The 15568-nt window shown below is 67.4% G+C and carries 15 protein-coding genes; 3 read left to right on the top strand and 12 right to left on the bottom strand.

The features are described from left to right. Positions 1-17: 17 nt before the first annotated feature. The 10 genes from VLF18_RS19475 to VLF18_RS19430 all read right to left on the bottom strand — a co-directional run bounded on the left by VLF18_RS19475 (position 18) and on the right by VLF18_RS19430 (position 9403). Positions 18-413: a hypothetical protein gene (locus tag VLF18_RS19475; protein WP_325281294.1), complete on the bottom strand. Its 396-nt coding sequence runs from the start codon at positions 411-413 to the stop codon at positions 18-20. Positions 414-452: 39 nt separating this feature from the next. After that, on the bottom strand, positions 453-851 hold the full coding sequence (locus tag VLF18_RS19470) for a hypothetical protein (RefSeq protein WP_325281293.1): 399 nt from the start codon (positions 849-851) through the stop codon (positions 453-455). Between the two features lie 699 nt (positions 852-1550). Beyond that, positions 1551-1886, bottom strand: coding sequence for a high-potential iron-sulfur protein (locus VLF18_RS19465; RefSeq protein ID WP_325281292.1), 336 nt, complete (start codon positions 1884-1886; stop codon positions 1551-1553). Positions 1887-1907: 21 nt separating this feature from the next. Further along, positions 1908-2567: a c-type cytochrome gene (locus tag VLF18_RS19460; protein ID WP_325281291.1), complete on the bottom strand. Its 660-nt coding sequence runs from the start codon at positions 2565-2567 to the stop codon at positions 1908-1910. Positions 2568-2614: 47 nt separating this feature from the next. Then, the gene (locus VLF18_RS19455) at positions 2615-3019 is read right to left on the bottom strand and encodes a cupredoxin domain-containing protein (protein ID WP_325281290.1); all 405 of its coding nucleotides are present in this window, start codon (positions 3017-3019) and stop codon (positions 2615-2617) included. A gap of 80 nt (positions 3020-3099) precedes the next feature. Beyond that, the gene (locus tag VLF18_RS19450; protein ID WP_325281289.1) at positions 3100-5655 is read right to left on the bottom strand and encodes an MtrB/PioB family outer membrane beta-barrel protein; all 2556 of its coding nucleotides are present in this window, start codon (positions 5653-5655) and stop codon (positions 3100-3102) included. 14 nt (positions 5656-5669) lie between these two features. Further along, entirely contained in the window at positions 5670-6737 is a 1068-nt protein-coding gene (locus tag VLF18_RS19445) for a DmsE family decaheme c-type cytochrome (protein ID WP_325281288.1), read from the bottom strand. 2 nt (positions 6738-6739) lie between these two features. Next, entirely contained in the window at positions 6740-8071 is a 1332-nt protein-coding gene (locus VLF18_RS19440) for a S8 family serine peptidase (RefSeq protein WP_325281287.1), read from the bottom strand. 4 nt (positions 8072-8075) lie between these two features. After that, positions 8076-8765, bottom strand: coding sequence for a zf-HC2 domain-containing protein (locus VLF18_RS19435; RefSeq protein WP_325281286.1), 690 nt, complete (start codon positions 8763-8765; stop codon positions 8076-8078). A gap of 2 nt (positions 8766-8767) precedes the next feature. Continuing rightward, positions 8768-9403, bottom strand: coding sequence for an RNA polymerase sigma factor (locus tag VLF18_RS19430; RefSeq protein ID WP_325281285.1), 636 nt, complete (start codon positions 9401-9403; stop codon positions 8768-8770). 164 nt (positions 9404-9567) lie between these two features. Here VLF18_RS19430 and VLF18_RS19425 point away from each other — a divergent pair, with 164 nt between their 5' ends. Beyond that, a complete protein-coding gene (locus tag VLF18_RS19425) occupies positions 9568-10284 on the top strand; it encodes a hypothetical protein (RefSeq protein ID WP_325281284.1) in 717 nt (238 codons plus the stop codon). 117 nt (positions 10285-10401) lie between these two features. Continuing rightward, a complete protein-coding gene (locus VLF18_RS19420; protein WP_325281283.1) occupies positions 10402-11178 on the top strand; it encodes a cupredoxin domain-containing protein in 777 nt (258 codons plus the stop codon). Positions 11179-11496: 318 nt separating this feature from the next. On the opposite strand, the gene VLF18_RS19415 is transcribed toward VLF18_RS19420, so the two are convergent. Both VLF18_RS19415 and speE read right to left on the bottom strand, forming a co-directional pair. Beyond that, complete coding sequence (locus VLF18_RS19415; protein ID WP_325281282.1) at positions 11497-12402, bottom strand: AEC family transporter; 906 nt, start codon at positions 12400-12402, stop codon at positions 11497-11499. An 86-nt stretch (positions 12403-12488) separates the two neighbouring features. After that, entirely contained in the window at positions 12489-13340 is an 852-nt protein-coding gene (gene speE, locus VLF18_RS19410) for a polyamine aminopropyltransferase (protein ID WP_325281281.1), read from the bottom strand. 269 nt (positions 13341-13609) lie between these two features. Between speE and speA the strand changes: the two genes are divergently transcribed. Beyond that, positions 13610-15499: an arginine decarboxylase gene (gene speA / locus VLF18_RS19405; protein ID WP_325281280.1), complete on the top strand. Its 1890-nt coding sequence runs from the start codon at positions 13610-13612 to the stop codon at positions 15497-15499. The last annotated feature ends 69 nt before the right edge of the window (positions 15500-15568 follow it).

The raw sequence follows: 15568 nt of genomic DNA, 5'->3' as shown, positions 1-15568 counted from the left end.
TGGCGACACAGACTTCTTTACTTCGTTCTCACCGTGATCAACTCGTAAAACGGGGCAGACGGTGGCCGCGGATAGTGTCGCCCGGTCATCTGCTCCACGTAACAACCCAGCTCCTGAGATTTCGGCATCGTCAGGAATTCGACGACAGTGCCATCCGCATCGAGCACCGCTAGCGCTGAAAACTTTTCGATCCCGGCCTTGATCGCAAGTGACTTGCATTTCTTGGATACGTCACGCCAGAACGTGTTGTGCGTAGCGATGAGTTCTCGCTCGTACGACTTTCCTGGCTCTTCCTTGACCATGGCTAGATGCTCGTTTGCAAGCCTCGTCCAGCGCTGCGTGTAGTCCTCCGCGTGCGCAGCCATTGTTGTTCCCGCCACTACAACACCCCATAAAAGGTGAAATCTCTTCATGCGTCAGGCCTCATAAGCGTGCGAAGGTCTATAGGAAGGCTAGTTCGCCGGCGGCTCATCTTCGACCTTTCGAAACCTCCGGTACAGATCTGCTTCCGGCCAATTCTGATCAAATGATCCAAGTAGACGCCGCAGCGCGGACCTAGCTCGCTCACTACGCTCTGTTTCCAGCCTATTGAGAAAAGACAGTTCGACCTCTTCCCAACGCAGGTAATGCATACAGAACTCAACGAGGTCGATTGGCCCTAGCGAAGGATCGTACGCAATTTTCAGAAAGGCACCTACTAAGTCGGAGCGGAGTTCCGGATTGGCTAGCACATGGTCAAGAACTGCTTCATATTCAACATTGGAAAATTCGGCGCGAAGCTCGTCGTCCGCACGCTTCGCGTTGAGTGCAAGCTCGAAGAATTTCACTATTTCCGGACGCTTGCTGACCATTTGGAAAACTCTTTTCGTTATAAACCCCTGTCGCGGGTAAGCCTATTCTACTGAAAGCGCTTTCAGCTGCATCACGAGCTTCAGGGCCAGAAGGTCTATAGTGTCCGGATTTGTTATCCAAGTTTTTAATGCGCCCATGTACCAGCGTTACTTCGCCGGCCGCGCGTACCGGCTCTCCGTTCGCCAAGTCGATGTGCCCCGGATCCATATTGTTTCGCCCTACGACCAGCGTTCTGTCAGCTTTCACAACGTCTGCAGCATTTTTAAGTGCAATCCCGTGTAGACGTTCGTTTGGTATCACGTTTGCGGGCCGCGGCTTGTCTTCAGGGTACAAGTTGAAAAAGAGCTTCTGATCCGCCGGTTGGCGCAGATCAAGATTAGCTCCAGCCCGATCAGCCGCGAACTCGGCGACACATTTCCATACACCTCCCTAAGCACACTCGAGGCCGAATTTATTCAGCTCATACGCTTTTGAGATCTGAGGGACATCTGTGCAGGTGTATTCCGCTTTCCGGAAATGGTTCTCCGACGTGAGGTCGGTGATCAGCGCATGGGAAACGACACTGAAGGCGTTCGTGGATCCTGCCATCCGGCAGTCGGCTCACGCAGCGGCTTGCCTGCCGGCGCGTCACGAGCCTGCTGAAATCCGCGGTACAGAAAGGAGTGGGAGTCGGGAAAGCGCCGCCCCCACTCGTTGCTTCACGCCTTCGCCGCGTACGCCGAACACCAGCCCTTCGCGCTGACCGACTTGCCCGGAAACAGCTGGCACGGGCCGGTCGCGGCGGTACCTTGATAGAAGTTGCAATTGGCACATTGCTGCTGCGCCGAGTGCTTCGGGAATTTCGCGGCGTCGACCTGGCTGCCGTCGGCCTTGTAGCCGAGTGCCTGAGCGGTCGGATCGGTTTCCGACAGCGGCGCGGTGTCGGCCGCGGCGGGCAACGCGAACGCGGCGCCGAGTGCCGCGACGGTCGCAAGGAAACGGCGGCGCGGATTCGCGCTCGGAAAATCGGGCGGAGCGTTGCCTGGGGTCTTCATCGGTAGTCTCCGGGTGGTAGGTCAGCGCGGCGTCGCCGTGAGCCAGGCCGCGAGTTCGGTGATTGCCGCGTCGTCGAGGTTGTGCGCGACGCCCTGCATGATGCGCGCGTTGCTCGTGTCGGTCAGCGTGCCTGCGCGGTATTGCCGCAGGCGAGCGGCGAGGTATTCCGCCTGCTGGGCGGCGAGCGCCGGGTAGTAGTCGTAGCGCGCGGCGACGTCGCGCCCGGGATGTCCGCGCGCGTCGGCGCCGTGACAGCCCTGACACGGCACGATGCCGCGCGTGGCATCGCCGTCGCGAAACAGGCGCGCGCCCGGCGCGTCCGTCGAGCTCGCCGCCGCCGGCACCGTGCGCGATTGCGCCGCGAAATAGGCGGCGATGTCGGCCATGTCGGCGTCGGTCAGCGACTGTACCTGCGCGGTCATCGGCGAGGCCGGATCGGCGCGACGGCGGAAACCGGCAAGGCTCTGATAGAGATAGCCCGCATGCTGCCCGGCCAACGCCGGAAACGCGGGTACGACCGCGTTGCCCGACGGTCCGTGGCAGGCGACGCAGACGGCAACTTTGGACGCGCCGGCCGCGGCGTCGCCGCGCACGGCAGGCGCGTCGCGCAGATCGACGAAGTCGGCCGCCGTCGCGAACGACGACGCCAGCAGCAGCGCGATGGCGGGGACGCGTTTCATGGCAGCGCTCCGCGCGGCGGACCTACGGCCCGCCGCGCCGTCAGGGTTCAATCGATGTCGAAGGACTGCAGCGTGACCGGCACCGGGTTCACGATGATGGTTCCGCTCATCGACTGGCCATGCACGTCGCACAGATAGTTCGCCGTGCCGGCATCCGGAAACGTCACGGTCTGCTGCCACGTGCCGCCGCCGGGTTCCCCGTTGCCGCCGCCGACGCCGTCGCAGCCGTTCGGGCCGCAGCGGAACGCGGTGATGGCACCGGGTTGCGAGGCGACGTTGTGAAATCCGGCAACCTGGCGGAACGTGACCGAGTCGCCTGCGGCGATCGTCAGCGTCGCCGGCACGTAGGCGTTGCCGCCCTGGCCGACGAGGACTTCATGCGTGGTGCCGCCTGCCTGGGCCGCGAACGGCAGCACCAGCGCGAGGGTGAACAGGGCTTTCTTCAGGTGCATCGTCTCTCTCCATTTCCACTTGTGTTTGTTGCTGCGTTTGCACGGACCGCGATCCGTGCCCGATGCGTCCCTGCGCCGCATCACAGCCTGATGTCGAGCAGCAGACCGATCAGGTTGGCGGTGTAGCCGCGCGGACCGCCGTCGAGGTAGACGCGGTGATCGATGACGCGGGCGGTGTCGAGGCCGAGGTAGTGCCAGTCGTCGACGCGGCCGCGCTCGAACAGGTCGAACACGCGCAGCGTGAAGCGCTCGCTCAGCGGCAGGCTCAGGCCCAGGCTCAGACTGTCGACGCGATAGCGCATCGTCGGGAAGCGTCCGTCCGTCGCGCCGCCGAGGCCGTCCTCGAAATACGCGAGCGCCACCGGCGATGCAAAGCGGTACGCGGTGACGCCGCGCGCATCGACGAGGTTCCAGCCGGCGTCGACGCGCAGCGGTCCGAAGTCGTGATCGATGCGCACGCCGGCGTTGAAATTGCGCTGCTTGTCGAACACCCACCAGCGCGCGTTGTCCGGAAAGTCCGGACCGCCGAGGCTGCCGTCGGGTCCGAACACGACGTCGGCCACGTTGGCCATGACCAGCCGCGCGCGGTCGGCGCCGGCATGGACGCTGGCCAGCGTCGCGGGCGAGGGCTGCCATTCCCACTGCAGGCTCACGCCGTGCCGGTCGTAGGCCTGGCGGCCGATCTGCGCGTCGTAGTCGTTCCAGTCGCCGCGCACGCCGGCGCTCAGCGTCGCCGTGCGGCCGAGCGCGAGCGTCGCGCTGAGATCGAGCTTGTGCTCGCGCCGGTCGGCGAGGTCGTACTTGCGCATCGCATCGACGGTGAACGCGGGCACGCCGCCGCCGGGCACGACGAATCCGGGCAGGCTCGACGAGTACGCGAACCCATAAGGATCGGGTACGTAGCTGTCGCCGCCCTGTTCGATGCCGGTATAGCTCGCGCGCAGGGTCAGCGATTCGACGCTGCGGTCGACATAGCTCAGCTTCACGCTGTCCTTGTCGACGCGGCGGCGCTCGCGGTTCGTCGGTTCGTCGCGCTGCGTGTCGAGATTGAGCCCGAGCGAGCGGCGTTCGCCGAGACGCCAGTCGGCGCCGAGGTTCGCGCCCTGGGTCTGCAGATCCAGCGGAATGCTGCGCACACGCGTGATGACCGACGGCGACGTCAGCGGATTCCAGGTGCCGAGCGCACCGGCCTGGATGCTCGCCTGCGCGCCGTTCTCGGTGATGTAGCCGTAGTCGCCGGTCAGCGGGTTGTAGGCGAGATACGCGTTGCGATAGTCCTCGCGGTTGAAGCGCACGCCGCCGCGCACCTGCAGCGCCGCGACCGGCTGCAGCACGAAGCGGCTGTCGAACGAATAGGTGTCGATGCGCAGGTCGGCGCTGTCGCGCGACAGCGCCGCGGTCGTGTTCCAGTCGGCGCAGTCGTGCAGGAAGCGGTTCGCGCCGCCGGGCACGCCGCTGCCGTCGATGTCGACGCCGAACGTGCCGCTGCAGTCGATCGGCGCGATCAGGCCGTCATCCTGGCTCATGCGACCGGCCGCCGCAGTCACGCTGAATTCGCCGTCCCAGGGCAGGCGCCGCGTGATGCTCGTGCGCAGCCGGTGGTAGTCGTTGTCGGGTTCGAGCGCGAACTGGCCCTGGTAGATCGGCGCCGACGTCGCGTTGGGCCGCGTCGGCGTCAGCGCGAACGGGCTTTCGAAGCGGAAGCGGCGATAGCGGTCGCGGTAGAACGAACCGTCGTAGGCGAACTCCATGCGCCAGCGCGATCCGGCGTAGCGCAGGCTCGTTTCGAGCGTGACGGTGCTGTCCTCGACCGGACGCGGCGTTTCCAGCACGCCGGCGTTGCCCGGAAAAAGAAAATTGTAGAAAAAGGCGCCGCCGAACGGGCGTGCGCCGCTGCGCTGTTCCTCGCTGACCTTGGCGTGTGCGACCCAGCGCGGGGTCAGCCATGCGTCGAATCCGATACCGGTCTTGCTGCGCACCACTTGCAGGCGCTGCGGCGCGACGCCCGCGACGACGGCCGCGACCTCGGCGCTGCTGCTCGCGCCGGGCTCGAGGTCCGGCAGCAGCGTCAGCTCGTTCGTGCCGACGCCGTTCCAGATCGGACGCGTCGAGTCGCTGACGCCGTTCGGCAGCTCGCGCAGGAACGCCTGCACCTTGTAGCTGCCGGCGCGCCCGAACGCGGCCTCGAAGAACGCGTCGTCGCTGCTGATGCGGCTCGCGCGCAGGTCCGCATAGCTGCCGTCGTCGGGCCGTCGCAGCGCGATCTCCATGAGTCCCAGCACGAGCCCGCTGTCCCAGCGCACATAGCGGTTCCACAGCGCGTTGCCGTCATCGCCGAAAGTGCCGATCCAGCCGAGCTGCACGTGGCCGTCGTACTCCCACTCGCCGAGCCGCTCCGGCGTCGGCGGTTCGAGCGGACAGCCGTAGAGATGGCCGGACGGCGAACGGCGCTGGCCTGGCTGCAGCCAGCTCGTGCCGCGCGCGTCGGGCTGGGCGTCCGCCGCGCCGCGGCGCGCGAGCAGCGCGTTGCCGCGTTCGAGATCGACGCCGCTGCCGCTGTCGGCGTACCCGACGGCCGGCAGCGCGAGCGCCAGCGCCAGCGGCAGGGCGGCGCGATCGAATGGTGCTGCAGGCATCGCCGTCTCCCGCCTCACTCGTGGAATTTCGGGCCGGACGGCGCGTTCGAGCCGTGCACCTGCGCGTGGCAGGTCAGGCAGGCGCGGCCGATCAGGCGTTCGTCCGGATGCGCGCCGTTGGCGAGCGAGGCCGGCGTCTGCAGATCGTTCGGATGGCCGAGCTGGCTATGGCACTGCTGGCACAGGAACGGAACCGGCGCGACGAGCAGCGCGTGCTGGTTCGAGCCGTGCGGCGTGTGGCAGTTCAGGCAGCTTTCTCGCACGGGCGCATGCTCGAACAGGAACGGCCCGCGCTTTTCGGCGTGGCACTGGTAGCAGGTCTCGTTGACGGTCGCCGTCTTGAGCAGCGGCGCGGTCAGCGAGCCGTGCGGGTTGTGGCAGTCGACGCAGCTCATCTGTCCTTCGTTGAGCGGCATGTGCGAGCGCCGTCCGAACTGCTGGCGCACGTCGTTGTGGCATTGCGCGCAGGTGTCGTTGATCGAGCGTTTCGCGAGCAGGCCGTCGCCGGAGAACTTCGCCATCGGGTTGTGGCAGTCGCTGCACGACAGGTCGTTGCGCTGGTGGATCGAACCGGCCCAGTGGTCGCGCGCGCCGCCTTCGTGGCAGCCGAGGCAGACCGCGGTCTGCTGCGCGACCGGCGTGGCCGAGGTGCGCGTGTAACCGATGATCGCGCCTTTGGCGGTCGGATCCTTCGCATGCAGCGAACCCGGTCCGTGGCAGGTCTCGCAGACCGGCACCGACGGGTCGGCCTTGGCCGCGGCATGCAGGCCGAGCGCATGCAGCGTATGCGTGAAATGCTCGCTCTCGAGCTGATGGCAGGCGATGCAGGTTTTCTCGCCGACCGGTTCGGCGCCCGGCGCGAGCGGGTTGCGCGCGACGCTCGCGAGCGCGAAGCCCGGCGCAGCGAGGAACTGACGCGCGCCGCGCTCGGCCTGCGCGCCGGAAAAGTCGGCGGGCAGGCGCTGCGCGAGTTCATCGCGCGTCTGCTGCGCCGATACCGGCGCGGCGAGCAGAAACGGCAGCAAAGCCAGCACGGCGCGCCGCGCCCACGTCCCTGCGAGCCCGATGGCGCGGCTGTGCATGGTCAGGGTCCTTTGCCGGTCGGCGGCAAAGCGTCGCCGTCGCAGACCGCGGCGTCCTGGCGCAGCGCGGCGACCGCGCGGCAGATGTCGATCGGCGCGCCACTGCGCTGGCTGCGCTGCAGCAGCGCGGCGAGTCTTGTCGCCGATTCGCCGGGTTTCAGCGAAAGCAGCAGCGCGAGCGCGCCGGTCACCTGCGCGGTGGCGAGCGAACTGCCCGAGGCATAGTCGAAATGGCCGCCGGGTTCGAGCGTGAGAATGTCGCGGCCCGGCGCGCGCAGCACGCGCGCGGACAGCGGTGCATCTTCGGCCGCGTCGACCGCGATGACGCCGGCGACGCCGACCGGAAAGCCGTCGAGGCGCCGGTCGGGCGGCACGGCGCCGACGACGACGGTGCCGCGCTCGATCGCATGCGCGACGAGTTGTTCGAGCAGCGGATCGGCCGGACCGCCGAGGCTCAGGTTGATGATGCGCGCATCGGACGCGAGCGCGGCGCCGAGCGCGAGAGCGAGCGTGTAGGAATTGCAGCGCGCGCCCTCGGCCGGCGGCGGCAGCGGCCAGCAGGCGCGATAGGCGAGCACGCGGGCCGCCGGCGCGATACCGACGATGCCGAGCTTGTTGTTGGCGACGGCGGAGATGACGCCGGCGACTTCGGTGCCGTGACGCTCGGCGGTCGGCGCGTTGCCGGCGCCGACGAAATCGCGCTGCAGCGCGATGCGCCCGTCGAGATCGGGATGCGCAGCATCGACGCCCGTGTCGATCAGCGCAATGCTGACGCCGTCGCCGCGCGTCGTGCGCTGCGCACCGGCCGCGGCGATCGCGGAAAAACTGTGCTGCAGGCCGAGGTACGGATCGTTGTAGGCACTCTCCGGCGCAACCGTCGCCGCCGCACCGGCCGGCGCTGCCGGCAGGCCCAGCGTCTCGAATTCCTGCAGCGGCTGGGCGATGCGCACGCGCCGGTCGCGCTGCAGCTGGGCGAGCACGTCGGCGCGATCCGCCGCCGGCGGCAGCGCGAACACCATGCAGCGCAGGCGCAGCGGTTCGATGACCCACGCCGACAGTTCGCGCAGCGCGTAATCGGACGACAGCTTCGCGGCCGTCGCGACGGCGCGGTCGCCGCCGGAATAGTTCGGCAGCGCGTCGTAGCCGCGCGGCGTGGCGCCCGCGGCGGGCTGCGGATCGGGCTTTTCGGCGACGGCGACGACGATCATCTGCGTCGCGTCGTAGCCCGCGGCCCAGTCCGGCGCCTCGACGGTGCGCACACCGGCCGCAGCAGCGCCGGCGGCCAGGGCGAGCACCGCGAAGATGATGTCGCGCAGAGCGGCGGCGGCGCGCATGACCTCAGGGAGCCCGGCCGGCGGCGCCGGCCACCGGTTCGACCAGCACGACGCCCGGTTCGCGGCGCAGCTGCGCTATGGCGCCGGCGACGAAATCAGGATTGGTGGACAACGCTGCATTTTTCGGCGCGAGCCCGAATGCGGCATTGTCGGCCGTGCTCTCGACAATGCGCAGCTGAGCATCGGCCAGCATGCGGCGCAGGTTCGCGAGCGTGGTGTCGGGCGCGACGACGAGCCGGATCGTCGCGCCGGCGCGCGCCGTCTCGCTGCTCAGCGTGCGGTAGCTCTCGCCGGCCGGCGCCGCGTCGGGCCGGCCGAGCACGAAGCCGCCGAGCAGCGAGAGTCCGATCGCCTGCACGACGACCGCGGCCGCGAGCCACGGCGTGAAGCCGCGCGACGCGCGGCGCGCGGGAAACTCGCGCTCGATCGCCGGAAACGCATCGGCGACCGCGGCCGGTTCGAGGTCCAGGCGCGCGAGCAGGCGCTGCAGACCCGGCTGCGGGTCGATGACGGCGCCGGCGTCGATCCTCAGCCCGGCCTGGAACTGCTGCTGCAGCGCGAACTCGTGGCGGCAGTCGGCGCAGTCGCGCAGATGCTGTTCGACGCGCTCGCGCTGCGCCGGCGTCGCCGTGCCGTTGACGACCCAGGGAATCAGATCCCAGGTGCGGCAGTGGGCATTCGGTTCGTCGTTCATGGTCATTTCCGTACTGAATGTGTGGCCGCGTCGGGCCCTGCGTCGCCGCCGAGTGCGGGCAGCGAATTGCGCAGGCGCAGGCGCGCGTGAAACATGCGCGCCTTCACCGTGCCGGTCGCGCAGTTCATGATCGTGGCGATCTCCTCGCAGGACTGGCCGAGGTAGTACGCGAGTTCCATCGTCATGCGCTGCTCTGGCGACAGCAGCGCGAGGCCGCGCCGCACCCAGTCGCTGAGTTCGCGCAGTTCGCTTTCTCCGGTATCCGAGCCGGACAGGTCGAATGCCTCGTCGGCATCGGCGTCGACGACCGGCACGTTCTGCCGCAGCGCCTTGAGCATGCAGCGATACGCGATGCCGATGATCCAGGTGCCGACTTTCGACTCGCCGCGAAACTCGGCGGCCTTGCGCCAGACGACCCAGAACGCGTCGTTGATGATTTCGTCGACGAGATCGCGCCGCGCGGTATGCCGCGCGATGAAACGCGCGAGCAGCGGATGCTGGCGCAGATAGAGCCGTTCGAACGCGATACGGTCGCCGCGGCCGACGGCGGCCAGCAGGCTACGCTCGATCGCGTCGCCTTCGGCCTCCTGGACGGCCGGGGCGTTCCCCGCACCGCTGTCGTCGGTGATAGATTCCATCGGCTTCCGGATCCCGTCAGTTCAGTTCTGAGTACCGGCCCGGCGCGAAAAGGTTGCGCTGTCGGAATTTTCTGGCGGACTCGGGCGTGACCCCGGCCGCAAACCTGCCACTTCTCCCGGTGTAAGTTCGCGTGACGACCGACAGTTCAGGCAGATTCTGCGCCATGGCAGGCCCCCGCATCGACGCTTTTCGCCGCCGCGCGCTGCTGGCCGGTCTGGCCCTGTCGGCCGGTGCGGCGAACGCGCAGTGGGGCGGCGCGATCGGCTATGGCACCGACAACGTCTATCGCGGCGTGAGCCTGAGTTCCGGCCAGCCGGCATGGCTCGCCGACCTGCACTACCGCGGCGACGGCTGGACCGCCGGTTTCGGCGCGTCGCAGGAACGCCCGCCATTCCAATCCTCGGGCGCGCAGCTCACGCTGTATGCCGACCGCTACTGGTCGCTCGACGACGACTGGTCGGCGAAGGTCGGTGTCGTGCACTACGAATCGCCGTGGAACGTCTGGCGCAACGAACTGCGCTACAACGACGTGACCGCCGCGATAGGCTGGCGCGGACGCTGGCGGCTCAGCATCGCGCTGTCGCCGGACATGCCGGGCATCTTCAGCTATCTCGGTGCCCAAAAAGGTTTTGCGGGATCGGCCGAACTCAGCTATCGGCAGCCGATCCGCGGACGGCTGTCGGCGAACGCCGGCCTCGGCGTCGCGCATCTGCACGTCGCCGGTCTGAGCTATCGCTACGGCAGCGCCGGCCTGAGCTACGGCGTCGGCGACGTCTACATCTATACCTCGCTGCTGTGGTCGTCGCCCGACGCCCTGCGCTACAACACCGGCGCACGCGACCAGACGCGCTGGGTCACCAGCGTGGTCTGGAGCTTCTGACGCGAACGCGCCCGACGTTCGCGGACTGACGTTCGCGGACAACCATTCCGCGCGCCGCCTGCACTCACAGCCAACGAACCGCGCATCCGGCGCGGCGTTACGCTACGGAGGCATTTCATGAATCGGCGATTCGTTCGACTGGTGGCGGGCGTCTGCCTGCTGCTCGGCACAGGTCTGGCCACGGCGGCCAATCACGTCGTCACCGTCGGCGGCAGCGGCAACGGCTTCTCGCCGTCGACGCTGACGATCCAGGCCGGCGATACGGTAACTTTTCGCAATGCAGGCGGTTTCCACAATGTAGTCGCCGACGACGGCTCGTTCCGCTGCTCCAACGACTGCGCCCGCGACGGCTACGTCACCGGCGGCGCGCCGAGCTCCAACGAATGGTCGCAGACGCTGACCTTCTCCGATGCCGGCGAAGTCGGCTACTACTGCAGCGCACACGGCGCTGCCGGCGGCATCGGCATGTCGGGCAAGATCATCGTCCAGGGCGGCGGCTCGGGCTTCGCGATCGGCAATGCGGTCAGCGGCAACTGGTTCAATCCGCAGCAGAGCGGCCACGGCTTCCAGCTCGAGAAGGTCAACGACACCACGGTGACGGCGTTCTGGTTCACGTTCGACGCGAACGGCAACCAGGTCTGGATCCTCGGCGTCGGCCAGCTCGTCAACAACCGCATCGAGATGCAGGCGGTCAAGAGCCGCGGCGGCCGCTTTCCGCCGAACTTCGACCCGACGCAGATCACCAATCCGCCGTGGGGCACGCTGACCTTCACGTTCACCGGCTGCAATGCCGGCAGCGTCGCCTGGACGTCGACAGATCCGGCATTCACCGCCTCGGGCACGCTCGCGCTGGAACGCGTGACGTCGATTGCGGGGACGAGTTGCGCGCAGTAGACGGAGCGCGTGCGTGACCGTTGAGAGCGAGGGGCGGCGGAGGCCGCCTCTCGTTTTCGAAGCAAATTGGAGACTGGCAGGCAAGAACTGGGAAAAGCGGGCGTTCTCTCGTTCTTACCCTACTAACCTCTTGTGTCCTGTTCCGTAAAGACGTCGGAAAAATTCCGGATGGATTTCGTCGCGAGACCAGGCGCACCGAGGCGCCGTAGCGGCGCTACGGCAACGCGGTGCAACGACGTATCGCGGCAAAAGACACCGGAATTGTTCGACCGTTGGTCACGGAACAGGACACAGTTCTTGCTTGCCGATCTCTAGTTCCTAGATCAACGCCCGCCACGCCGGCAACGTCGCCATCGACAGCACCACGCCATAGCCGACCAGCGCCGCGCCGAGTTCCGGCGACAGGCGCGCCATCGCGGCTAGCGCGGCGGCGGTGATCATCGGCGGCATCGCCGATTCGAGGACGACGGCGGCACGCGCGTCGCCCTCCAGGCCCAGCGCGGCGCAGACGCCGAGCGCGAGCGCCGGCATCAGCAGCAGCTTTCCGGCGAGGCCCAGCCCCAGCGGCAGCAACTGCGCGCGCGGCAGGCGCAGTTTCAGCTGCATGCCGAGCGCAATGCCGACCATCGGCAGCATGGCGCTCGCGACCTGCTGCAGCATCTTCGTGATTTCCGCCGGCGGATCGGCCGGCATCACCGTCAGCGCGAACACGAGCGCGAGGAACGGCGGGAAGCGCAGCACGCGTTTCGCGACCGCCGCCGGCGTCGGCCGTTCGCCGCCGGAATAGACGGCGATTACGGTCAGGCCGAAGGTCGACAGAATCAGGAAACTGCCGAACTGGTCATAGAGCACGGCGAACGGCATCGCGTCCGGGCTCGCGAGCACCGGAATCAGCGCATAGCCGAGAAACGACGTATTGCCGAGCGGCGTCTCGAGCAGCAACACGGCGGTGTCGCTGCGCTGCAGGCGCAGGAATCGCGCGGCGGTCAGCACGATCAGCGTGCTCAGCGCGAGCAGCAGCCATGGCGCGAGCGCGACGGCGAACGTCGACGCAGCCAACTGCAGCTTCGGCACCTGCAGCAGGATCGAGGCCGGCATGCAGACATACAGCACGACCATGTTGAGCGCATCGGGCGCGCTGTCGGGCACGAGCCGCCGCCAGGCCAGCGCGCGGCCCAGCGCCATCAGCAGCAGGACGAACGCGAAGGCGGCGGGGACGGACATGAAGCGAGAAAACGAGTGAAGAGGAGTGAGAAACGAGTAAGAGCGGCCTCGCTTACCCGTTTCTCACTCCTCTCCCCTCTTCCTGCCTACTCGCCCAGCGCCTCGCGCACGAACTCCGGCAGTGCAAGCGCCGCGCGGTGCATGTCGACGTTGTAGTAGCGCGTCGGGAACTGCTTGCTCGCCGCGCCGCGTTCGCGGAAGCCGGCGAGGTCGGCGCCCTTGCGCACCATCGTGCAGCTCCACCAGCCGGTCGGATAGCAGGGCTGCGGGAAGTTCAGCGTGCGCGCGGCCTGGAAGCCGGCGCTCTTCATCGCGAGGCGCATCGACTTGATGAGATCCAGATGCACGAGCGGCGATTCGGACTGCTGCACGAGGATGCCGCCGTGACGCAGCGCCTTGTAGCAGCTCGCATAGAACGCCGCGTTGAACAGGCCTTCGGCCGGACCGACCGGATCGGTCGAGTCGACGATGATCAGGTCGAGCGATTCCGGTTCGCACTCGGCCATGTACTTGATGCCGTCGATGAACAGCAGCTCGGCGCGCGGATCGCTGTTCGCTTCGCACAGTTCCGGGAAATATTTTTCGGCGAGCCGCGTGACGCGCTCGTCGATCTCGACCTGGACGGCTTTCTCGACCTCGTCATGACGCAGCACTTCGCGCAGGGTGCCGCAGTCGCCGCCGCCGATGATGACGACGCGCTTGGCGCGCGCATGCGTGAACAGCGCCGGGTGCGACATCATTTCGTGATAGAGGAAATTGTCGCGGCTGGAGACCATCATGCAGCCGTCGATGACCATGAGCTTGCCCCAGTCGGTCGTGTCGTAGATCTCGATGGTCTGGAACGGCGTCTTTTCGGCGTGCAGCTTTTCTTTGACGCGAAAACCAATCGACGAGCCGGAATGCTCGTGCTGTTCGGTGAACCAGGAGGTCTCGGACATGGCGCGGTTCTCGGGGAGGCGGTCTGATCGGGGCGCGCGATTGTACCGGTTCCCCGGCGACTTGGGTCGCGTCCTGCGGTGTCATCGACGCTAGACCTCCGCCCGGTACAATGCGCGGTCCGACGGCCCCGCGGCGTGCGAGGCTTCCGGTCGTCGGCAAGAGACAACGGGGTCAGGTTCACTTGCTCAAGTGAAGCCGACCGTTGTCTGGTTCTACGTCCAGGCCCGCCGCTGCGACGCACCTTTCGGACAGTTGAGGAAACGCGTCAATGACGAATGCGTGGAACGTGGAACAGGCGCGCCAGCGCTACGCCGTGCCCTACTGGGGCGAAACCTATTTCGATGTCGACGCGCACGGCCGCATGGTCGCGCAGCCGCAAGGGCCGGACGGACCGGCCGTCGCGCTCGACGACATCGTCGCCGCGGCGCAGGCGCAGGGCTCGCGCCTGCCGCTGCTCGTGCGTTTCTCCGACATCCTGCACCACCGCCGCGCCCGCCTGCAGGCGGCGTTCGCGAAGGTCATGGGCGACTGGGACTACGCCGGCGGCTACACCGCGGTGTTCCCGATCAAGACCAACCAGCAGCGCGGCGTCGCCGGCGAACTCGCCGCGCATGGCGACCGGGGCTTCGGCCTCGAAGCCGGCTCCAAGCCCGAACTCATGGCCGTGCTCGCGCTCGCCAAGCCCGGCAGCACCGTGATCTGCAACGGCTACAAGGACCGCGAGTACATCCGGCTCGCGCTGATCGGCCGCCGGCTCGGCCTGGAGATCTACATCGTCATCGAAAAGCCGTCCGAACTCGGCCACGTCATCGAGGAATCGCGCGCGCTCGGCGTCGAGCCGCTGCTCGGCGTGCGCATGCGCCTGGCGACGCTCGGTGCCGGCAAGTGGCAGAACACCGGCGGCGACAAGGCCAAGTTCGGCCTGACCCCGCGCCAGGTGCTCGACCTTGTCGAACAGCTGCGTTCGCACCGTCTCGACCACACGCTGAAGCTGCTGCACTTCCACATGGGTTCGCAGCTCAGCAACGTGCGCGACATCGCCGCGGGCATGCGCGAGGCGGTGCGTTACTTCGTGGAATTGTCCAAGATGGGACTTCCGATCGCGACGATGGACGTCGGCGGCGGCCTCGGCGTCGACTACGAAGGCTCGCGTTCGCGCTCGTTCTGCTCGATCAACTACGGGCTCGAACAGTACGCCGCGACCATCGTGCAGCCGCTCGCGGAGGCCTGCGCCGAACACGGCCTCAAGGCACCGCGCGTGATCACCGAAGCCGGCCGCGCGATGACCGCGCACCACGCCGTGCTCATCGTCAACGTCAGCGAAGTCGAGCAGGCGCCCAGCGGCGCGATTCCGCCGGAACGCGCGAACGAACCGGCCGTGCTGCGCCATCTGCGCGAGATCCACGCCGAACTCGACGAACGTCCGCTGCTGGAGCTGTATCAGGAAGCCCTGCATCACGTCGCCGAAGGCCAGACTCTGTACGCGCTCGGCCAGCTGTCGCTCGCCGACCGCGCGCGGCTCGACGATCTGTTCTACGCGATCGTCACGATCGTGCGCACGCGGCTGAAGCCCGAGGAGCGCGCGCACCGCCAGGCCATCGACGAGCTCGACCTGCGCCTCGTCGACAAGTATTTCGTGAATTTCTCGGTGTTCGAGTCGATTCCGGACGTCTGGGCCATCGACCAGGTGTTCCCGATCGTGCCGCTGACGCGGCTCGACGAGGAACCCACGCGCCGCGGCGTCATCGGCGACCTGACCTGCGATTCCGACGGCCGCATCGACCAGTACGTCGAGGAGGACGGTCTCGACGTGAGCCTGCCGCTGCACGAACTGCGTGCCGGCGAGTCGTACCGGCTCGGCATCTTCATGGTCGGCGCGTACCAGGAAACGCTCGGCGACATCCACAACCTGTTCGGCGACACCGACGCGGTCAGCGTGCACGTCGACGCCGACGGCCGCGCGCAGCTGTCGCAGTTCAAGCGCGGCGACTCCTGCGACATCATGCTCGACTACGTCGGCTACGACCTGAAAGCGCTGCGCCAGGCCTATCGCGACAAGATCGTCGCGGCCGGCCTCGACGAAGCGACGGCGCAGCAGTTCGACAGCGTGCTGGAAACCGGGCTGACGGGGTATACGTATCTGGCCGAGGCGCCCTGAGAAGCAGGAAATAGGGAGCAAGACATAGGGAAAAGCGCTGGTCGCTCGTTTCTACCTATTCGTCCTTGG

Origin of the sequence: Tahibacter sp. (assembly GCF_035481375.1) — a bacterium.
Taxonomy (GTDB): domain Bacteria; phylum Pseudomonadota; class Gammaproteobacteria; order Xanthomonadales; family Rhodanobacteraceae; genus Tahibacter.
Note: the sequence above shows the minus strand (reverse complement) of the source record. Positions and strands in the feature narration are given on the sequence as shown.

Coding starts and splice junctions, on each gene's coding strand:
- VLF18_RS19475 (WP_325281294.1), bottom strand. CDS start 413: ATGAAGAGATTTCACCTTTTATGGGGTGTTGTAGTGGCGGGAACAACA.
- VLF18_RS19430 (WP_325281285.1), bottom strand. CDS start 9,403: ATGGAATCTATCACCGACGACAGCGGTGCGGGGAACGCCCCGGCCGTC.
- VLF18_RS19460 (WP_325281291.1), bottom strand. CDS start 2,567: ATGAAACGCGTCCCCGCCATCGCGCTGCTGCTGGCGTCGTCGTTCGCG.
- VLF18_RS19440 (WP_325281287.1), bottom strand. CDS start 8,071: ATGCGCGCCGCCGCCGCTCTGCGCGACATCATCTTCGCGGTGCTCGCC.
- VLF18_RS19435 (WP_325281286.1), bottom strand. CDS start 8,765: ATGAACGACGAACCGAATGCCCACTGCCGCACCTGGGATCTGATTCCC.
- VLF18_RS19455 (WP_325281290.1), bottom strand. CDS start 3,019: ATGCACCTGAAGAAAGCCCTGTTCACCCTCGCGCTGGTGCTGCCGTTC.
- VLF18_RS19465 (WP_325281292.1), bottom strand. CDS start 1,886: ATGAAGACCCCAGGCAACGCTCCGCCCGATTTTCCGAGCGCGAATCCG.
- speA (WP_325281280.1), top strand. CDS start 13,610: ATGACGAATGCGTGGAACGTGGAACAGGCGCGCCAGCGCTACGCCGTG.
- VLF18_RS19420 (WP_325281283.1), top strand. CDS start 10,402: ATGAATCGGCGATTCGTTCGACTGGTGGCGGGCGTCTGCCTGCTGCTC.
- VLF18_RS19470 (WP_325281293.1), bottom strand. CDS start 851: ATGGTCAGCAAGCGTCCGGAAATAGTGAAATTCTTCGAGCTTGCACTC.
- VLF18_RS19425 (WP_325281284.1), top strand. CDS start 9,568: ATGGCAGGCCCCCGCATCGACGCTTTTCGCCGCCGCGCGCTGCTGGCC.
- VLF18_RS19450 (WP_325281289.1), bottom strand. CDS start 5,655: ATGCCTGCAGCACCATTCGATCGCGCCGCCCTGCCGCTGGCGCTGGCG.
- VLF18_RS19445 (WP_325281288.1), bottom strand. CDS start 6,737: ATGCACAGCCGCGCCATCGGGCTCGCAGGGACGTGGGCGCGGCGCGCC.
- speE (WP_325281281.1), bottom strand. CDS start 13,340: ATGTCCGAGACCTCCTGGTTCACCGAACAGCACGAGCATTCCGGCTCG.
- VLF18_RS19415 (WP_325281282.1), bottom strand. CDS start 12,402: ATGTCCGTCCCCGCCGCCTTCGCGTTCGTCCTGCTGCTGATGGCGCTG.